Origin of the sequence: Rathayibacter sp. AY1G1 (genome assembly GCF_002932095.1) — a bacterium.
In the GTDB taxonomy this organism is placed as follows: Bacteria; Actinomycetota; Actinomycetes; order Actinomycetales; family Microbacteriaceae; genus Rathayibacter.
Genome location: NZ_PSUZ01000025.1, coordinates 1 through 17993, shown reverse-complemented (window position 1 = coordinate 17993; position 17993 = coordinate 1). Strand labels below are relative to the sequence as shown.

The following is a 17993-nucleotide window of genomic DNA, read 5'->3' as shown; positions in this document are numbered from 1 at the left end:
AAGCAGACCTTCGTCACTTGGCGCGAGCGAAATCTAGAGCCTGCGACCGCCGGCAGGAGGCGGAACGGCGCGTCCCTTTATCGAGGTCGTGCTCTGGCTCAAGGAAACGCGTCTCGCGCCGCTTAGTCGCCCGTTTCCGGGGCGCGAGCGGCGCTCACGCAGCGGCGACGGAGCGCCGCCAAGAGGTCGCCCGGCTGCGCCGGGCGCCGTTGGTCGCCCTACGGGCTCACACCCTTTTTTGCCGTGAAGCCTCGGTCGGGTCGGGGAACTTCCACTCCAGGAGCCGACCGGTCGGAGTTGCGGGCAGGGTGAGGCCGGGCTTCATCGCGACGACGATGTCCGCGGTCTCGAGGTCCTCGACCGTGACGGCGCGGGGGGTGCGGTCGCTGATGTCGAGGCCGAGCTCCGCGACGGTCGCCGCGATCGCGGGGTTCACCGTCTCGCCGGGCGAGAGCCCGGCGGAGGTGGCGGTGTAGCGGTCCCCGGCGAGGACCTCGAGCAGGCCTGCGCCGAGTTGGGAGCGGCCGGCGTTGTGCTGGCAGAGGAAGAGGACGGTGGGCTACATGCTCGGGGTGCATGGAGAGCACCCGATCGATCGGCTGTCACCGCTTGCGCGCGTCGGCGTCGAGGGTCTGCTGGAGAAGTCGGAGAGCCTTAGGTCCTACCCCATGGAGGGTCGCGAGGTGGTCCAGGCCCACCCGCCGCAGGTCGTCCGCATCGTGCACGCCCGCTTCCTCGAGCGCGCGGGAGGCCGGGGCGCCGATGGCGGGTAGCTGTCGAGACGGTTCCATAAGTCCGACCCTACGAACCGAACTGCTGCCCCGATAGCCGATGTCATCGCTCACCTCGGCACGCCTGCGCCAGGCTGCGGCGCTACTGCGGTCGTGTTCGTTCGCCTCATCCCACGGATCGCAGCGGATCGAACTGCCGTGAAGCCGTCGAAGGACAAGCGGGAACGCTTAGCCAGGGCGCCGGTATCCCGCTGCGTCGAGGACCGCCGGCGTCATTCAGGGCGGGTTGCGCACTTGAACGTCAGGAGCGGACGAGCCGCGCGATGGCGTCGGAGGCTTCTTGCAGCTTGATCTTCGCTTCGTCGCCGCCGGCGGCGGCGGCCTCGAGGACGCAGTGGTTCAGGTGGTCGTTCAGGAGACCGAGCGCGACGGACTCGAGGGCGCTGGTCATCGCGGAGATCTGGGTGAGGATCTTGATGCAGTACTGCTCGTCTTCAACCATGTTCTGCAGGCCGCGAGCCTGCCCCTCGATGCGGCGAAGGCGGCGGAGGTACTGGTCCTTGTCGGAGATGTAGCCGTGGGCGCCGGTGATGTCGGTCTGCTCGCTCGTCTGCTCGGTCACGGTGTCCTCATCCCCCGGGTGCTGGTGCAGCTCGTCCGCTGCTGCGCGGGGCGGACGGGTACGGAGGGGGTTTTCAGCCGCTCCGGCTGCTTTCTGCATACTCTAGGGGGGTATGCATGGGCGTCCCTTCTGATGCCCTCGGACGAGTGACGAGCAGTGTCGGAGGTGTGGATCATGAGCGACAGCGTCGTTTCTAAGCTGTCCGCGCCGCTGATGCGCGCGGTGGTCGTGGTGCTGACGTTGGCGGCTCTGCTGCTGGGCGTGTTCGCGATGCACTCGATGATGGGCAGCCATTCCGACGCGTCTGTGTCCGCAGGACACACGCATGCGCAGACCGATGCTCACGCCGACCCGGTAGCTGCGTCGACAGGCGGGATGGCTCTCGTGGCTGGCGCCGATCAGGGCGCGGTCGTGCCGATGGTGCCGTGTGATGACAGTTGCGCGATGGGGTGCGCTCTGATGGCGGCGACGTGCGTCATCGTCTTCTTCCTCGCGTCCCTGATCCTCCTGGCCCGGGTGCCGGCGCTGTTCGCGCGCGTGCTCGACGCGGGTCCGCGTCTTCTGCTGCTCGTTCCGCGCGCGAAGTTCCATGTGTATCTGCCGTCGTTGACGGTGTTGTCGATCAGTCGCACCTGATTCGCCTGTCGTCGCAGCGTCCGCTGCGACCTCATCACCGCGCCCGCAGGGCGCGGTTCCGGCGATTCCTGCTACCGACTGAACGGATACGACACTCATGAACACCAAGCGCACTCTTCTCGCCTCGACTCTCGCTCTGGCGACCGCAATTACTCTGGCCGCCTGCTCGGACAGCTCCGGCACGGGCGGCATGGAGGGGATGGACCACAGCAGCTCCTCCTCGTCCGCGTCCGCGTCGCCGTCTTCGACTGCTGCGGCGGAGGCGGACTTCAACGATCAGGACGTGATGTTCGCGCAGATGATGAAGCCCCACCACGAGCAGGCGGTGGAGATGGCCGACATGATCCTCGCGAAGGACGGCATCAGCACCGACGTCACCGACCTCGCGACCCAGATCAAGGAAGCGCAGGGTCCGGAGATCGCGCAGCTCGAGGAGTGGATCAGCGCGTGGGGCGCTGAGGACTCGATGTCGGGCATGGATCACAGCATGGACGGGATGATGTCCGACGAGGACATGTCCTCGCTGGAGAGCGCGACCGGCGCCGAGGCGGAGACGCTGTTCCTCGAGCAGATGATGATGCACCACGAGGGCGCCGTGGAGATGGCGCAGACCGAGGTCGACGAGGGCCAGAACGCGGACGCCATCGACATGGCGAACACGATCGTGCAGACCCAGACCGAGGAGATCGCAACCATGCAGGATCTCCTCGCGTCCCGCTGACCCGTCTTTCTGACGCCCCTTCCCCCTCCTGGGCAGGCGGAGCGCTGCTGCGTCGCGCCCGTGCGCGCTACCGCCGCGCCCCGGTGGGGGTCGCCGTACCTGGCGATCCCCACCCTCTACTTCTTCGCGCCCTCTGAGGGCGCTCGAACCAGAAACGTCCCCCTATGCACCGCCTTCCTCTTCACCCCCGTCCGCTTCGCTCGGGAGTCGCCCGGTGAGCGCCGCGTCGACGCCGACGAGCGACCCGCGCCGCCGCGACGTGCACCGCACCCGAACCCGCACCCGCGATGCCTCCCCGCGGCAGGCTGCGCTCACGCTCGGACGCCGGGTGACGTACACGGCGCCCTCGCGAGCCGACGCGCAGGCGTTGCAGCACGCCGCCCGCGTCGCGGCCCGCCCGCGCCCGGCCCCGCCGGGCACGGCCACGATGCGGCCGCGCCTGGCTGGGATGTCCGCGATGACTCTCGTCACGATGATCGCGGTGACCTCCTCCATGCCCGCGTTCGCCGTCGACGGCACCCCGACCACGACCACGACCCTGGCCGTCAGCGAGGCGCAGCCGCAGACGTTCGTCGCGGCCGGCGCGGTGCAGCTCACCGTCACCCGGGACACGTTCGGCGCGGAAGCCAAACCCGAGGTGCTGGTGACCGCCGCCGTCGCCACGGAACTCGTGGACGACGCATCAGAAGAGTCCGCCGCATCCACTGAGGACAGCGAGGTCGCGTCCGCTACCTGGCGGGTGCCGGTCGCGGGGCGCATCTCGAGCACGTTCGGTCCTCGCCCGGATGCTCCGGTCTCGGGTGTGAGCGCGTTCCACAAGGGCACCGACCTCGCCGCCCCCTGCGGAACCCCGGTGGTCGCAGCGACTGGCGGCACGGTCGAGGAAGCCGGCTACGCCGGCAGCTACGGCAACTGGATCCTGCTGGCGAGCAGCGACGGAATCCAGACCGGCTACGCGCACAACAGCGACCTGCTCGTGGACGTGGGCGACACGGTCGCCGCCGGGGATCCGATCGCGCTCGTGGGCTCGACCGGCGCGTCCTCCGGCTGTCACCTGCACTTCGAAACGCGCGTGGACGGCAGCCCGGTGGACCCGGAAGGCTTCATGAGCGATCTGGGTGTCGGCCTTGGCTGAGCATCCCGGACACCGCCCGCGCCGTCTTGCCGTCATCGTCGGCGCCGCCGTGACGGTGGCGCTGCTCACCGGCTGCGTTTCGTCAGGCCGCGTGGAGACGGGAGCGCTCGTGGCCGCGCCGGCAGGGTTGGAGCACGTGCACGGGCTGGGCTGGGATCCGGTGACCGGGCTCACCTACGCGGCTGCGCACTCGGGAGTGTGGGTGATCCCCACCGACACCCTCCCGGACACCTACCCGGCCAGCCCCACCCCGACCGACGACGAAGCGGGCGGAGGGCCGGTCGCCGGCCGGGCGCAGGACACGATGGGGTTCACGATCACCCCGGAGGGAGTGTTCTACGCCTCCGGGCATCCCGACCCCGCCGACAGGTCCGCGCCAGGACCCAACCTGGGTCTGATCCGCAGCATCGATGCGGCCGCGACCTGGGAGCCGGTGTCCCTGAGTGGGGAGACGGATTTCCACGACCTCGCGACCGTCGCTCTCACCGATGCGGCGACCCGCGTGTACGGGTACGACGCGAGCCGCGGCGTCATCCTCCGCAGCGACGACTCCGGCGCCGCATGGACCCCGTCTGCGCAACTGCCTCTGCGCGATCTGACCGTGGACCCCGAGCGTCCCGACCGGGTGTTCGCGACGACCGAGACGGGCTTACAGGTCAGCGAGGACGCCGCGGTCACGTTCCGGCCCGTCTCCGGCGCGCCCGCCCTGTTCCTCGTGGACGGCAGTGCCGGCGGGCAGCTGGTCGGTGTCGACGTCGACGGGACGTTGTGGACGGGAACTCTCGAGGGCTCCTGGCAGAGCCACGGAACCCTCGAGGGGCAGCCGGAGGCGTTCGCGCTCGTCGACGGCGAAGAACAGTGGGTCCTTGCCGCCGACGAGCGCGGAGTGGTCGCCTCCGGCGACTACGGGCGCACCTGGACGGTACTGCGGCCCTCCTCGTGACGGACTGGGCTGGTGTCGCGTTCGCGCGCGGCGCGGGTGCTGGCCTGCGGGGACAGGTCCAGGCGGCGCAGCAGCTGCGCGTTCACGGCGACGACGACCGTGGACGCGGACATCAGCAGAGCCCCGACCGACATCGGCAGCACGAACCCGATCGGCGCGAGCACTCCCGCGGCCAGGGGGACGGAGAGGAGGTTGTAGCCGGCCGCCCACCACAGGTTCTGCTTCATCTTCCGGTAGCTGGCCCGGGACAGCTCGATCACGGACAGCACCGACCGGGGGTCATCGGAGGCCAGGATCACCCCGGCGGATGCGATCGCGACATCGGTGCCTGCGCCGATCGCGATTCCCACGTCGGCCTGCGCGAGAGCGGGAGCGTCGTTGACGCCGTCACCGACCATCGCGACCCGTCGGCCCTCGCGCTGCAACTCGATGACCTTCGCGGCCTTGTCCTCCGGCTTCACGCCGGCGAACACCCGGTCGATGCCGAGCTCCTCGCCCACGGTGCGGGCGACCGCTTCCGCGTCGCCGGTGATCATGACCACCTGCACGCCGATCGCGTGCAGCGCGTCGACAGCCTGCCGGGACTCCTCCCGCACCTCATCCGCGAGCCCGAGAGCCCCGATGACCCGACCGCCGGCGAGGACGTGGAGGATGATCATCCCCTCCGCCTCCCACGCGCGCGTCTGCTCGAGCGCGGCAGCGTCGTGCGCGCGCAGCATCGACGGACCGCCCACGCTCACCGCACACCCCTCGACCTGCGCCGTGACGCCGACAGCGGTCGACGCCTGGAAACCGGTCGCTGCCGGCACCCGCACGCCGCGGCTGTTCGCGGCTGCCACGATCGCCCGAGCGAGAGGGTGCTCACTGTCCGCCTCGACCGCCGCAGCGACCGCGAGCAGCTGCTCCTCGTTCACCCCGTCGACAGTGTGCACGGCGGCGAGCGTCGGCTCGCCCTTGGTCAGGGTGCCCGTCTTGTCGAACAGGACCGTGGTCACCGTGCGCATGCTCTCCAACGCGAGACGGTCCTTGACGAGGACGCCGCCCTTCGCGGCCCGCTCGGTCGCGATGGACACCACCAGCGGGATCGCGAGTCCCAGCGCGTGCGGGCACGCGATGACCAGAACCGTGATGGTGCGGATCACCGCCTCGTCGGGACTGCCCAGCAGCGACCACACGATCGCGGTGATCACTCCCGCGCCCAACGCGAACCAGAACAACCACCCGGCGGCAACATCAGCGATGCGCTGCGCCCGGGAGGACGAGTTCTGCGCCTCCGTGACCAGGCGCTGGATGCCGGCGAGAGCGGTGTCGTCTCCGACGGCCGTCACCTCCACCCGCAACGCCGTGTCCGTGGCGACCGTGCCGGCCACGACCATCGATCCCGGGCCGCGACTGACCGGGCGGGACTCCCCGGTGATCATCGACTCATCCACGTCCGCGGTGCCCTCCAGCACCCGGCCGTCCGCCGGCACCCGGCCGCCGGGACGCACGACCACGACATCCCCCTGCACCAGGTCCGCGGGAGACACCTTCTCCACCTCACCCTCGCGCACCCGCTCCGCCTCATCCGGCAGCAGCGCCGCGAGAGAGTCCAGCGCCGAGGACGTCTGCGCGAGAGAGCGCATCTCGATCCAGTGCCCGAGCAGCATGATCACGATCAGCAGCGCCAGCTCCCACCAGAAGTCCAGCTCGTGATCCAGCAGCCCCGCGCTCGCACCCCACGACGCGAGGAACGCGACCGTGATCGCCAGAGCGATCAGCAGCATCATCCCCGGCGTCCTCGAGCGCAGCTCCGACACCGCCCCCTGCAGGAAGGGCCGGCCGCCCCAGACGTACATCACCGTCCCGAGCACCGGCGAGATCCAGCCGACCCCCGCAACGTCGGGGAGGGAGTAGCCCAGGATCATCGAGAACATGCCGCTGAACACGACCACCGGCACCGCGAACACCAGCATGATCCAGAACAACCGCCGGAACTGGCCGACATGATCGCCGTGGCCGCCGTGGCCGCCGTGGCCGCCGTGGCCGCCGTGGCCGGCAGCGCCCGCCGTCATGTTGTGGCCTGCGTGAGGATCAGGCGCTCCGCGCATCTGGTGCCCGGCGTGCCCGTCAGGGGCCGTACTCACGTGATGACCTGTCCTTCCCGCGTCGACGTCGCGTGCTTCGACGGTGCGGTGAGCACTCTCGTGCTCGTCATCGTGCAGGTGGTGCTGCGCCATCATGACTCCTTCCGGCCGCTTCCGGCCTGATCCGACGGTATACCCCCCGGGGGTATCAGACAACGGGGTGATCGGGCGGAAGATTCCCGACTTGACCGAAGATGTCGGGGCAGGGGCAACGCACCACATCGATACGGGATGGGTTGGGCGGGTGCCTAGGCTGAGCGCATGAGTGACTCCAACCCGTCTGGCACGCCGTCGCCCGTCCCGGAGCGCCCCCGCTGGGTGAAGGTGTTCATGGTCGTCGTCGTCGTCCTCGCGATCGGCTTCATCGTCGTGCACCTGCTCACCGGCGGCGGGGCGCAGATGATGAATCACTGATGATGCTCGGCCCGCGAGCTCGCCGAGTCGCCCTCACCGTCCACGTCCTGGTGTCCGTGGGCTGGTTCGGCGCGGTGGGCGCGTTCCTCGCGATCGCGCTCGTCGGAGCGACCAGCAGCGACCCCTTCACGGTCCGAAGCGCCTACTTGGCGTTGGACCCGCTGGGGACGTTCGTCATCATCCCGTTCGCCCTCGCCTCCCTCGCCACCGGAATCCTGCAAGGCCTCGGAACGCACTGGGGACTGGTGCGCCACTACTGGGTGGCGATCAAGCTGTGGCTGAGTGTCTTCGCAACCGCAGTCCTCCTGCTGCACACGCGCCTCATCGAGACGATGTCCCTCGCCGCCCGCCACGGGCTCATCCCCTCCACGCTCGAGGGAACCCGCACGCAACTGGTCGTCGCGACCGCCGGCGGCGCCGTCGTTCTCGTGGTTATCACCGCCCTGTCCGTCCTCAAGCCTCGCGGCCGCACCCGGCTCGGGCTGAGAGCAACCCGAACGACCTGACCGGCGTTGAGTTCCGGCGTGTCAGCGCCGAGACAATGAGGAGGCGCGGGGGTGATCGCTGCCCGGGCGCAGCGCTATCCAGAGCCCGCACCGCCGGCACACGTACGCGGCGCCATCGTTGAGTGCGTGAACCTGACGTCGACGGCGGGCCCGTCCGCAGCAGGAACAGGTGACGGAGGAATCAGGGTTCACGGGCAGCGATCGCTTCCACGAGCTGCTCCGTCGTCGGAAGACCCGCCAGCCCGCTCGGCGTGAAGTAGATCCGACAGGCAAGATCCGTGGTCCGCCCGCCCGACGGGAACAGGTCTTCCCCGTCGAGGGTGATCGTCGGGGAACCCGCGAAAGCGACGCCGGCGGCGTCCTCCGGTGTCGCCAGAAGCCGGTAGGTGACGGGGATGTCGGAGTGGCCGGTGGACTTCAGCGCCTGGTCCAGGCGAGGGCCGACGTCCTTCCAGTTCGGGCAGTCGTCGATGTGAAGAACCTCGATCATCATTCTCCGATCATCCTCCCGCCGTGCGCGTCGCACCCGAGGAGAGCACTTCTGAGGTTGAGGGTGTCTGCCCCGGAACATCGATCGTCAGCCCGCTCGTGGCTCGCCTGTCGGCGCCCGCTCTAGTCATCGTCATCGTCGTCTTCTACGAGCTCGCCTTCCCAGGCCTCGCGTCCCTCGTGAATGGCGAAGAGAGCGATGACGAACCCTGCAACCGGGTCAAGCCACGCGGCTCCAGTGAGGGCGTAGAGGACGAGCCCGACGAGGGTGGAGACGCTCAACAGCACGCAGATCCGAGTCTCCGCTGCGTCCGCGAGGATCAGGGGGTCTCCGAGCCTCTTCCCGACACGCGTTTTCACCGCCGCAAGGACCGGCATGACGATGATCGAGAGGATCAGGAGCACGATGCTGACCGGGGAGGACTCGGGAGCGTCACCCGCGATCAGGCTGCGGATGCCCTCGATGCTCACGTAGGCGGCGAGGAGGAAGAACGTCACGGCGACAAACTTCAACGTGCGCCGCTCCTTCGCTTCGTCCGCCTCACCATGCCGCAGCCGCGCCGCCAGGCGCAGCCCTACCAGCACGGCGGCGATCGACTCGATGCCGGAGTCGATGCCGAACCCGATCACGGACACGAGTCCCGCGGCGATACCGGCCGCGATCGCGACGATGCCCTCGATGACGTTGTAGGCGACGGTGAACTGCGCCAGGCGCAGCCCGCGTCGGGTCAGCTGTTCGGTCTCGGCGGGGGTGAGTGCGCTCATTCGGTGGTCCTCTCGGGGCGGGGGTGACGGGTCAGATGGGTAGGACGAATCCGTTGATCAGGTTCTGGAGGCGGTAGATCAACTGGGTCCACAGGCCGCTGACCATGGCGGTGCCGATGAGGATGAGTAGCCCTCCGCCGAGGAGGTTGATGGTGCGGATGTGGCGTTTGAGGAAGCTGGTCGCGGTGGCGGCCCAGGAGAATCCGAGGGCGATCAGCAGGAACGGCAGTCCCAGGCCCAGGCAGTACAGCAGGCCGAGGAACGCGCCGCGGCCGGCGGAGGCGCCGTCCAGGCTCAGCGCGGAGATCGCGGCGAGGGTGGGCCCGAAGCAGGGTGTCCAGCCGAGCCCGAACACGACACCGAGCAGGGGTGCTCCGGCGAGTCCGGTCGCGGGTTTCCAGCGGGGGCGGATGGTGCGTTGCAGGAACCGGACCTGCCCGATGAACACGACGCCCATGAGGATCACGAGCACTCCGAGGATGCGGGTGACGGTGTCCTGCCATTCGAGCAGCCATGTCCCGAGGGCGCCGAACGCGGCGCCGTAGGCGATGAAGACGACGGCGAAACCGGCGATGAACAGGCCCACTCCGGCGACGAGGCGGCGCCGGCTGCCTGTGGCGAGGTCGGGGTTTCCGCCGATGTAGGCGAGGTAGCCGGGGACGAGGGGGAGCACGCACGGGGACGCGAACGAGACGAGGCCGGCGAGGACCGCGATAGGCGCGGCGAGCAGGAGTTGGCCGCTGAACACAGCCTCTCCCCAGTTCACGAGGCCGCCTCCGCGATGGTGTCCGCGATGAGGGTGTCGAGGATGGAGCGGGCGGTGACCCGGCCGAGGATCCGCGCGGCGGGTCGGCCGTCGACGTCGAGCACGAGGGTGGTAGGGACGGCGTTCGCGGCGAACTTCCCAGAGAACGCGAGGGCCACGGCGGCGTCGGTATCGATGATCGAGGGGTAGGTGATGCCGTAGGTGTTCGCGAACGAGGTGGCGGTGTCGGCTTGGTCGCGAACGTTGACACCGAGAAACGCCGCTCCGTTCCCGTCGTACTGCTCGTGCAGCGCTTGCAGGTCGGGTGCTTCGGCGCGGCAGGGGGCGCAGGCGGCGTACCAGAAGTTCACGACGAGCACCTGCCCGCGGTAATCCTCGGAGCTGATCGCGTCGCCCGTTTCGCTCGTTCCGGCGAAGTCGACCGGCTCGCCGCGGCTGCCGACAGGCCATTCGATGACGGTGCCGTCACCGGCGACGTAGTTCTTGTTCGACCCGCCGCGGTACTGCTCCGCGAGGTCGTCCCGCGCGCATCCGCTGGTCCCGATGCCGATCATCGCGAGCGGGGGAAGGGCCAGCAGGGCGCGGCGGCTGAGGGCGCTCACGAGGCGAGAGCGGCGTCGAGAGCGGCCTGGATGTCTTCGAGGCGTTCGAGCTGGATCGCCTCGTCGTTGACGAAGATCGTCGGCGTGCCCTGCACCCCCAGGTCCTTGCCCGCCTCGAAATCAAAGCGCACCCGCTCGAGCGTCGACGGGTCGGCCACATCCGCGTCGTACTGCTCCAGGTCGAGGCCGATCTCCTCCGCGAAGCCGCGGAACACGTCGGCCTTGGAGTCTTGGCTCTCGCCCCAGCTCGCCTGCGTCTGGAACATCCGGTCGTACATCTCCTCGAACCGGTCCTGCCGCGCTGCTGCCTCGACGGCGAGAGCGGCATTCTCGGAGTTGCGATGCGAGGGAATCGGGAAGTAGCGGGTCGCGAAGGTGACCCGGCCTGCGTACTCCTCACGCAGCTGCTCGATGGTCGGGTAGACGGCCGCGCAGACCTCGCACTCGAAGTCGAGGAACTCGACCAGCGTCACCTTCCCGTCCTCCGCCTGATCGAGCATGTGGGTGTTCTGCTCGAGGACGGGCGTCGCGGCGGCGACCTCTTCGCGGGAGGCGGAGAAGGGCCGGAAGATCGCGATCGCGGCGATGACCGCGACGACGAAGACAGCCGCGGCGATGGCGATCAGGTTGACCTTGGTGCTGGTTTTCACGGGTGGTGCTTTCTGTCAGGCCGGTGGTCGGCAGAAACAAGGGGACGGCGCCGTGATCCGGCGAACGGTGAGGCTCAGGGCTGCGCCTCGATCAGGTTTCGCTCGTCTGTGGTTGGGGCGCGTCCGCTCTGCCGAAGACCTGCAGGAGGGCCCAGCCGGCGATGCCGCAGGTGGTGAAGATGTCGGCGACGTTGAAGATCGCGAACCAGTCGACCGCGATGAAGTCGACGACCTCTCCGCCCAGCGGCGTGTCCGCGGCTCGGCTGATGCGGTCCCAGATGTTCCCTGCGCCACCGCCGGCGGCGAGAGCGAGAAGTGCCGGTCCACCCAGCGGAGCCCCGCGGATGGTCCGCACGAACACCCACACCGTGAGGGTCACAAGAATGACGATCAGTCCGACCGCCAGTGCAGGTCCCAGCTCGGAGCCCATCCCGAAGGCGACGCCGGGGTTGAAGATCAACTCGAACCGCGCTCCGAGAGCGAGCTCGATCGTGCGTCCGTCTTCCAGCGCTGTCAGGGCCCAGCTCTTCGTGAGCTGATCAAGACCGAACGCGGCCGCAATCAGCGCAGCGATGAAAGCCACTCGGAGGACGAGCCTGCGCGTGGCGGGCATCAGAACAGCTCGAGGAGTCGAGGCAGAACACCCGACTCGATCAGGATGAACAGACCCAGGCCGATGAATACGGCAGGCACGAGCCAGTGCTCGACCCTCTCCAACAGCTCGGTCACCGTCTTGTTCGTGCCGACGACGCGAGCGATCAGGCACCACACCGCGACGAGGAGGAAGAACACGATGATCGTGACCACCGTGTCCGCGATCGGGCTCGTGCGGAATACGGGCGTGTAGCGGGAGATGTTGTCCGCGCCGTTCGCGATCGTGATCCCCGCAACGCCCAGCAGCCCGACCGCACTGATCGAACTCTCGTCATCGTCGTCGTCATCATCGCCCCTGCTGCGCAGGGTGCGGATGAGCCCGTACAGACCGATCGCCAGCGGGATCAGGCCCAAAAGCCCCACCCACTCATCCGGGATGATCGTCAACCCGGCGGCGGCAACGACGCTGATCGCGACGAGAGTCGCGAAGCCGAGGTACTGCCCCGCCACAACCTTCCAGCCCGGCAGCGAGCCACGGGCGGACGCGAGGAACAGCACCGTCAGAACCACGATGTCATCGATGTTCGTCGCAGCGAACAGTCCGATTGCCGCCGCGATAGTGCCGATCACGGCGCCACTTCCACGCCCCGACGGACCTCCGATGCGGCAGCGTCCACGTCACGTGCGCTCCGTGCTTCCGCCCCGAACGTGCCGCACAGATCCGCTTGGAACCCCGTCGCCTCCAAAAGTGCCTCAGCGGACTCGAGAAGATCGATCAGCTCCGGACGGGCCAACGAGTAGAACACCTGCCGTCCCTCTGCACGCCCCACGACCAGGCCGCACTCGCGCAGGCAGCTCATGTGCTCAGAAGCCGTCGACTGCGCCACGCCCAGCTCCGCCACTAGATCACTGACCCGAGCCTCACCGTGCTGAAGTCGCCGCACGATCTGGAGACGCTTCGGGTCGGCCAAAGAGTGAAAGAGGGAGACGGCGGCAGAGGTGCCCCGCACGTGATCAATCGGCATGCACCGATGTTATCGACAGAAATCGATTTGAGCGACCACTGCCGAGGTGTTCGCGAACGATCGTTTACGAGACGGTCGACCAGTGCAGCGCCTCGATCGGCGCGTCGTGTTCCACGACCCGTGTCCGAGAGCTATGACGCGTGACCTACGTCCGCAGTACAGTCAGCTCATGGCTTCGATCGGATACGCGCGCGTCTCGACCAGAGACCAGAACCCTGACGCTCAGACCGACGCGCTCACCGCCGCCGGCTGCGCGAAAGTGTTCGTGGAGCATGCCTCCGGAGTGCTTGCGAAGCGTCCCGCGCTCGAGGACGCCCTCGACTACCTCCGCGAAGGCGACTCCCTCGTCGTGACCAAGCTCGACCGCCTCGGCCGCTCCGTGCGGAACCTGAAAGAGGTGGCCGACGGCCTCCAGCAGCGCGGCGTCGGACTGAAGGCTCTCTCCCAGGGCATCGACACCACCACTCCGGGCGGCCGGCTGTTCTTCCACATGCTCGCCGCGATCGCCGCGTTCGAGCACGACCTCATCGTGGAGCGCACCCACGACGGCCTCGCCGCCGCTCGAGCTCGCGGACGCAAGGGCGGCGGACGCTTCAAGATGACGCCCACGAAGGCGAAGCAGGCGCGCGCGATGTACGACGAGAAGACCTACACGGTCCAGCAGATCGCGGAGACCTTCGGCGTCTCCCGCGGCACCATCTACCGCCACCTCACCGAAGACCACTGAGAGCCGCCGCGACGAGCGTCGCGGAACACAGACCCAAGCGGACGCCGCCCTCCGGCCGGCGACGGTGCTGAGCGCTGCGCGCATTTTTGCCTGGAAGCCTTCGGCAGCGTACGGGCCTGCGGCGTCCACGCAAGCCGCTGCGCGGCCGGCTCCTCCGAGGTTCTCGGCACGCGGTCGCTGCGCTCCCTCACATCGCGCCGACAACCTCTCCTCCGCCGCCCTCCGGGTTGCACTCCCACCTCCGGCCCTGCTCGGCACTACGTGCCTTCCAGGCAAAAAAACGCTGGGAGAGAAGGAAGAACGTCCGAGCCAGACCACCCGCGCTGGCTTGACAAATCTGATTGAGAATCACGGCAAAAAAACGATGAGGAAGAGGAAGAACATGCAGCAGATCACCACCGTCAGCACCTTCGTCCCGGCCGCGAACGAGGACGGGATGCAGAGCCAGTTGCGCCGGATCGCCGAGCGCGACGTCGACCTCTCGGGCATGGAACGCAACGGGTGGGCGCTGGCACACACCGCCACGATCCCCGGCCCCGAGGGTGTCATGTTCGTGGACACCCTCACCCGCACCGAATCCTGACCCGCACCACCACCGAGGAGCAAACGCCATGTCCGACACCATCACCACCAGCCCCGCGGCCGAGGAGCCGACCCTCCTTGACGCGGTGGCCGAGTTCGCGTCCGTGTTCTCCCACGGAGACACCGCCGACGAGCTGGCCGTGCGACTCAGCTGCGCCGAGGTCGACGCGCTGGCCGGACTCCTGCGAGCATTCGGACGAGATGAGGCCGCGGACCTGTGGATCGCGGAGCACGCGAGCGACGACGACGAGGGCGACGCCCACACCCCGGAAGGAACCCACCGATGAGCGAGCAGCAGCAGACCACGCCCGACCCGGCGGCGACCTACCAGGCGGCCGTCGCGGCCTTCGCGGCCACGCTCTCCGACCCGGCAGTCACGGAAGCGATCGCCCCGACGCTGCCGTGCTGGCGCGCGACGGGCATCATCGACCTCCTCACCCAGGCCGGACACACCGACGCAGCCGAGAAGTGGGCCGAGCTGCACGCCTGGTCCCCGGTCAACGACGAGCACGACCCGCATCGCGGCGACCGGTGGGACGACTGATGCTCACCGTCTACTCGAAGCCGTCATGCGTGCAGTGCACCATGACCTACCGGGTGCTCGAGAAGAAGGGCATCGAGTACACCACCGTCGACATCACCACCAACCCCGCAGCGCTCGCGTACGTCACGGAGGAGCTGGGCTACTCCGCCGCCCCGGTGGTCGTCGCGAGCGACGAGGACCACTGGTCGGGCTTTCGCCCCGACCTCATCGAGAAGCACGCCGCATGACCGGCCCGAACGTCACTGGCGACGACTACCGGGCCGGGTACCTCGCCGGACAAGCCGACCGGCAAGGCGAAGTCGACTGGCTGGAGAACGAGGCCGACCGGCTCTACCGCCTCGCCTACGGCGACGAGCGCCGCGTCCCCGCCCTCACCGTCACGCGCGCCGAGCTCGAACAGCGCAGAGCGCTGTCCGAGCCGCCCGTCGAAGTCACCCGCCGTGACGCTCTGGCGTCCTGGGGCATCGAGACACCCCCTACCGACACCCCGGCCGCCGCGGCCGCGAACGAGAACCCGTCGACGTCGACGGGACCCACCAACCGCACGAGCAGGAGACGACAGATGAGCACCAGAACCATCACCGGCAACCTCGCCGCCGACCCCGAGGCCGTGCAGGCGGGCCGCGTGCAGATCGTGAAGCTGCGCGTCATCGAGAACACCGGCGAATACCGCGCGGGGGAGTGGACCCCGCACGACGCCCCGACCACGCACTACGTGGAAGCGAAGTTCGAGCTGGGCGAGCACGTGCTCGCCTCCCTCCACAAGGGAGACGCCGTAATCGTCGTCGGCTACGAGCGCACCGTCGCCTGGGGCGAAGGAGAGAACCGCCGCACCGGCCGTGTCCTCGAAGCCGACGCCATCGGCCCCAACCTCATCCGCGCGACCGCCGTCGTCACCACGACCACCCAGCGCGCACCCCGCCGCAGCGCCGCCCCCGCGGCTGAGTAGGACTCGGTCGTCCGAGATACTCCGCCATCCGCCGCAGAGTTCGCCGTTCTATGGCCGATATTCGCGGTTCTCCGTAGAGGACGGAGGCGGTCCGGGGTTGGGCTGCTGGAAGCTGCCCACGCCCAGAGCGGCGAGTCCCGCGGACAGCGCCGCGCCCAGAAGGCGGAAGACGATCACGAATGCCTTTCCGACGAACTTCAACACGTTTGCCATCACGAGACCATCGCTTTCCGGAACTGATCGCAACGCTAGTGGTTCCGAGCGAATCCCGGTGGGTTCGACTCCGAGCCGTTCGCGATCCGGACCGCGTAGAGGATGACGTGATCCTCCGGGATCGCTGCGCGCACTTCCGGGATCGCCGGGGCGCTCGTCGCCGCGTTGCTGCGCACCACCGTTGATGCCGATTCCGCGCGCGTCCGGTGTGCCAGTTCCCACATGCCTCCATCGTCGCATCCGACGCTGACACGACCCGCTCGAGCGTGGGGGCCGGCGGCGCCGGCCCGTGAGGGGCGACCCCCTCACGCTCCCCGGTGTCCCGTTCCGGGGCGCGAGCTGCACTCGCGCAGCGGCGACGGAGCGCCGCCTTTGGGAGGCCGCGATGCGGCCCGTTCCATCCGTTTTCTTCACCTCTCCGCGGTTTCAACCTATTTCGCTCCACCGGCTCCGTGCCACCGCTAGCGGACGCGCCCTGCGGGCTTATTTCGCCCGCTATCAGCGTCACTGCGCCACCTCCACTCAAACGGTTTTCCCCGCCGGAGAGGCAAAGAAAAACGATCAGCCAGAGGGAGCACCCACACCATGCAGACCACCACCGACTTGCAGACCACCGCGAAGACCTACCTCACGCTCGGAGGCACCCGCGCGGTCGACGTCCGCGTCGTGGGGACCGACCCCACGACGATGCCCTCGGTGCACGTCACCCGCCGCAAGTCCGGGGTCTGGGAGGCGTGGCACTCCGACCAGCTGCACGGCATCACCAGCGGCTCATTCCGCCACTGCGTCGCCCACGCCCGCCGCGCAGCGATCCGCCGCGTCGCCCCGTTCCTGAACCGCTGAGAGGACCACACCATGACCCGCACCGACACAGGCCGCGCCACGGCCGAACAGCTCGCGCTCATCCTCGCGATCAGCCGCGACGAGGACCCGGAGAACACCACCGCGACCGACGCGGAGATCCTCGCGCACACCCGCAACACGCTCGGACTGCCGGGGGAGTGCGGACCCGGCGGGATGCCTGTCTACGACGACGGCACCGCCGAGGCCGCCGCGCTGATCGCGTTCCTGACGCCCGCCGAGTAGTGCGGGGGAGGGGCCGGCCTTCTGGGCCGGCCCGTGAGGGGCGACCCCCTCACACTCCCCCGGGGAGCATGGCTTCAGTGGAAGTTGATCGTGGAGGGCGCAGGTGCCTTCCACGACTCTTCCTGATACGAGCGCGGGTCGTGAGCCTCACGGGGCGGCTCCCCGAACGGATCCTTCGGCAGCGCCGCCGGCGCTGTGGTGAACTTCGCGCGGAGCGATGCGGCGATGGAGCGAATGCGGTAGATCACGGCGTTCATGTCGTTCTCCCGTCCGGGGTGATCAAGCGTCACCTGCCCGAAGCCTACCGACGTCGTTTCTCCGGCGGGGCGCGAGCTCCGCACGCGCAGCGGTGACGGAGCACCGCCGGCGGGAGCCGCTACGCGGCGCGTTTCCAGGTTTTCTTCACCTCTCCGCGGTTTCAACCTATCTCGCTCCATCGGCTACGTGCCGTCTCTCTCGGACGCGGTCGCACGCTCCCTTATTTCGTCCGAGAGAGCCGTCACTCCGCCGACTCCACTCAATTGGTTGTCACTCGCCGGAGAGGCAAAGAAAAACGATCAGGAAGACGACAAAAGCCCCGTAGTTGGTCTAGAACCACGGGACTCGTCACCTTCATGGTCGCACACCGATTGAGGAGAAACCATCGTGACTATCACCACCGGAACCGGGACCGTTCAGCACATCGACCCGACCGTCCTCGTGATCGAGGCGAACGTCCGCACCAGCGCCCCGCTGACGAAGGACTTCATCGCGTCGATCCGCGAGAACGGCGTCATCACCCCGGTCCTCGCCCGCCGCGACGGGCACGGCAACGTCATCGTCCGCGCCGGACAGCGCCGCACCCTCGCCGCCCGCGAGGCCGGAGTCCAGACGATCCCGGTCTACGTCGTGGAGGGCGACGAGACGACCGCGGACCGGATCGTGCAGCAGATCATCGAGAACGACCAGCGCGCCGAGTTGAGCGTCGCGGACCGCACCGCCGCGTGGGCGCAGCTCGCGTTCGAGGGCGTCTCCGCCGCAGCGATCGCCAAGCGCACCGGCACCAAGACCGACGCGGTGAAGAAGGGGCTCGCGGTCGCGGAGTCCGCGACCGTCACGTCCGTTCTGCACGAGCACGAGCTGACCCTGGACCAGGCGGCGGTGCTGTTGGAGTTCGAGGACGACGCC

27 protein-coding genes and 1 pseudogene are annotated in these 17993 nt (G+C 68.7%); 16 read left to right on the top strand and 12 right to left on the bottom strand.

The window, feature by feature from the left end; genetic code table 11:
- Nucleotides 1-226: 226 nt before the first annotated feature.
- A pseudogene (locus tag C5C36_RS13695) lies at nt 227-541 on the bottom strand (low molecular weight phosphatase family protein); the annotation flags it as partial.
- Between the two features lie 13 nt (nt 542-554).
- On the opposite strand from C5C36_RS13695, the gene C5C36_RS17695 reads away from it, so the two are divergent.
- On the top strand, nt 555-773 hold the full coding sequence (locus tag C5C36_RS17695; protein ID WP_181027232.1) for a hypothetical protein: 219 nt from the start codon (nt 555-557) through the stop codon (nt 771-773).
- A gap of 259 nt (nt 774-1032) precedes the next feature.
- Here the strand turns inward: C5C36_RS17695 and C5C36_RS13685 are convergent, their stop codons facing one another.
- Nucleotides 1033-1353 (bottom strand): metal-sensitive transcriptional regulator, encoded by a 321-nt coding sequence (locus C5C36_RS13685; RefSeq protein WP_055794478.1) that lies wholly within the window; start codon nt 1351-1353, stop codon nt 1033-1035.
- A gap of 174 nt (nt 1354-1527) precedes the next feature.
- On the opposite strand from C5C36_RS13685, the gene C5C36_RS13680 reads away from it, so the two are divergent.
- From C5C36_RS13680 to C5C36_RS13665, 4 genes are all read left to right on the top strand, one after another.
- On the top strand, nt 1528-1989 hold the full coding sequence (locus C5C36_RS13680) for a hypothetical protein (protein ID WP_146078443.1): 462 nt from the start codon (nt 1528-1530) through the stop codon (nt 1987-1989).
- A 97-nt stretch (nt 1990-2086) separates the two neighbouring features.
- The gene (locus C5C36_RS13675) at nt 2087-2710 is read left to right on the top strand and encodes a DUF305 domain-containing protein (protein WP_055794475.1); all 624 of its coding nucleotides are present in this window, start codon (nt 2087-2089) and stop codon (nt 2708-2710) included.
- A 457-nt stretch (nt 2711-3167) separates the two neighbouring features.
- Nucleotides 3168-3845 carry a M23 family metallopeptidase gene (locus C5C36_RS13670; RefSeq protein WP_146085795.1) on the top strand — a complete coding sequence of 226 codons (678 nt, stop codon included), beginning with the start codon at nt 3168-3170 and terminating at the stop codon, nt 3843-3845.
- Entirely contained in the window at nt 3838-4788 is a 951-nt protein-coding gene (locus C5C36_RS13665; RefSeq protein ID WP_146082961.1) for a F510_1955 family glycosylhydrolase, read from the top strand. The genes C5C36_RS13670 and C5C36_RS13665 overlap by 8 nt, the downstream gene beginning before the upstream one ends.
- Here C5C36_RS13665 and C5C36_RS13660 read toward each other — a convergent pair.
- Nucleotides 4749-6842 carry a heavy metal translocating P-type ATPase gene (locus C5C36_RS13660; RefSeq protein WP_374954350.1) on the bottom strand — a complete coding sequence of 698 codons (2094 nt, stop codon included), beginning with the start codon at nt 6840-6842 and terminating at the stop codon, nt 4749-4751. The two genes, C5C36_RS13665 and C5C36_RS13660, sit on opposite strands and share 40 nt — an antisense overlap.
- 333 nt (nt 6843-7175) lie before the next feature.
- On the opposite strand from C5C36_RS13660, the gene C5C36_RS17690 reads away from it, so the two are divergent.
- Together C5C36_RS17690 and C5C36_RS13655 are read left to right on the top strand one after the other, a co-directional pair.
- Entirely contained in the window at nt 7176-7328 is a 153-nt protein-coding gene (locus C5C36_RS17690) for a hypothetical protein (RefSeq protein WP_157603228.1), read from the top strand.
- Nucleotides 7328-7834, top strand: a complete 507-nt coding sequence (locus C5C36_RS13655; protein WP_219812359.1) for a DUF2269 domain-containing protein — start codon at nt 7328-7330, stop codon at nt 7832-7834. The genes C5C36_RS17690 and C5C36_RS13655 overlap by 1 nt, the downstream gene beginning before the upstream one ends.
- A gap of 181 nt (nt 7835-8015) precedes the next feature.
- Here C5C36_RS13655 and C5C36_RS13650 read toward each other — a convergent pair whose 3' ends face one another.
- From C5C36_RS13650 to C5C36_RS13615, 8 genes are all read right to left on the bottom strand, one after another.
- The gene (locus C5C36_RS13650) at nt 8016-8327 is read right to left on the bottom strand and encodes a hypothetical protein (RefSeq protein WP_055794463.1); all 312 of its coding nucleotides are present in this window, start codon (nt 8325-8327) and stop codon (nt 8016-8018) included.
- Nucleotides 8328-8446: 119 nt separating this feature from the next.
- A complete protein-coding gene (locus C5C36_RS13645; protein ID WP_055794460.1) occupies nt 8447-9088 on the bottom strand; it encodes a cation diffusion facilitator family transporter in 642 nt (213 codons plus the stop codon).
- Between the two features lie 31 nt (nt 9089-9119).
- Nucleotides 9120-9836: a cytochrome c biogenesis CcdA family protein gene (locus C5C36_RS13640; protein WP_374952936.1), complete on the bottom strand. Its 717-nt coding sequence runs from the start codon at nt 9834-9836 to the stop codon at nt 9120-9122.
- 14 nt (nt 9837-9850) lie between these two features.
- The gene (locus C5C36_RS13635) at nt 9851-10456 is read right to left on the bottom strand and encodes a TlpA disulfide reductase family protein (protein WP_104233615.1); all 606 of its coding nucleotides are present in this window, start codon (nt 10454-10456) and stop codon (nt 9851-9853) included.
- Complete coding sequence (locus C5C36_RS13630) at nt 10453-11106, bottom strand: thioredoxin domain-containing protein (RefSeq protein WP_082481720.1); 654 nt, start codon at nt 11104-11106, stop codon at nt 10453-10455. The genes C5C36_RS13635 and C5C36_RS13630 overlap by 4 nt, the downstream gene beginning before the upstream one ends.
- Before the next feature lie 91 nt (nt 11107-11197).
- Nucleotides 11198-11689: a signal peptidase II gene (locus C5C36_RS13625; RefSeq protein ID WP_162238049.1), complete on the bottom strand. Its 492-nt coding sequence runs from the start codon at nt 11687-11689 to the stop codon at nt 11198-11200.
- 29 nt (nt 11690-11718) lie between these two features.
- On the bottom strand, nt 11719-12330 hold the full coding sequence (locus C5C36_RS13620) for a cadmium resistance transporter (RefSeq protein WP_104247879.1): 612 nt from the start codon (nt 12328-12330) through the stop codon (nt 11719-11721).
- Complete coding sequence (locus C5C36_RS13615; RefSeq protein WP_055794452.1) at nt 12327-12725, bottom strand: helix-turn-helix transcriptional regulator; 399 nt, start codon at nt 12723-12725, stop codon at nt 12327-12329. The genes C5C36_RS13620 and C5C36_RS13615 overlap by 4 nt, the downstream gene beginning before the upstream one ends.
- Nucleotides 12726-12894: 169 nt before the next feature.
- Between C5C36_RS13615 and C5C36_RS13610 the strand changes: the two genes are divergently transcribed.
- From C5C36_RS13610 to C5C36_RS13575, 8 genes are all read left to right on the top strand, one after another.
- The gene (locus tag C5C36_RS13610; protein ID WP_104247878.1) at nt 12895-13452 is read left to right on the top strand and encodes a recombinase family protein; all 558 of its coding nucleotides are present in this window, start codon (nt 12895-12897) and stop codon (nt 13450-13452) included.
- Between the two features lie 382 nt (nt 13453-13834).
- Nucleotides 13835-14035: a hypothetical protein gene (locus tag C5C36_RS13605; RefSeq protein WP_104247877.1), complete on the top strand. Its 201-nt coding sequence runs from the start codon at nt 13835-13837 to the stop codon at nt 14033-14035.
- A 28-nt stretch (nt 14036-14063) separates the two neighbouring features.
- Nucleotides 14064-14321: a hypothetical protein gene (locus tag C5C36_RS13600; RefSeq protein WP_219812386.1), complete on the top strand. Its 258-nt coding sequence runs from the start codon at nt 14064-14066 to the stop codon at nt 14319-14321.
- Nucleotides 14318-14578, top strand: a complete 261-nt coding sequence (locus C5C36_RS13595; RefSeq protein ID WP_104256091.1) for a hypothetical protein — start codon at nt 14318-14320, stop codon at nt 14576-14578. Before C5C36_RS13600 ends, C5C36_RS13595 begins: the two co-directional genes overlap by 4 nt.
- Nucleotides 14575-14805: a glutaredoxin-like protein NrdH gene (gene nrdH / locus C5C36_RS13590; protein WP_104309895.1), complete on the top strand. Its 231-nt coding sequence runs from the start codon at nt 14575-14577 to the stop codon at nt 14803-14805. The genes C5C36_RS13595 and nrdH overlap by 4 nt, the downstream gene beginning before the upstream one ends.
- Nucleotides 14802-15527, top strand: coding sequence for a single-stranded DNA-binding protein (locus C5C36_RS13585; protein ID WP_104309892.1), 726 nt, complete (start codon nt 14802-14804; stop codon nt 15525-15527). Before nrdH ends, C5C36_RS13585 begins: the two co-directional genes overlap by 4 nt.
- A gap of 798 nt (nt 15528-16325) precedes the next feature.
- Nucleotides 16326-16583, top strand: a complete 258-nt coding sequence (locus tag C5C36_RS13580; RefSeq protein WP_104247874.1) for a hypothetical protein — start codon at nt 16326-16328, stop codon at nt 16581-16583.
- 12 nt (nt 16584-16595) lie between these two features.
- Nucleotides 16596-16826: a hypothetical protein gene (locus C5C36_RS13575; protein ID WP_104247873.1), complete on the top strand. Its 231-nt coding sequence runs from the start codon at nt 16596-16598 to the stop codon at nt 16824-16826.
- Between the two features lie 74 nt (nt 16827-16900).
- On the opposite strand, the gene C5C36_RS13570 is transcribed toward C5C36_RS13575, so the two are convergent.
- Nucleotides 16901-17116 carry a hypothetical protein gene (locus tag C5C36_RS13570; protein WP_146085333.1) on the bottom strand — a complete coding sequence of 72 codons (216 nt, stop codon included), beginning with the start codon at nt 17114-17116 and terminating at the stop codon, nt 16901-16903.
- 355 nt (nt 17117-17471) lie between these two features.
- Between C5C36_RS13570 and C5C36_RS13565 the strand changes: the two genes are divergently transcribed.
- Nucleotides 17472-17993, top strand: a 522-nt coding sequence (locus C5C36_RS13565) for a ParB/RepB/Spo0J family partition protein (RefSeq protein ID WP_258072306.1), incomplete at its 3' end; no start/stop codon positions are given.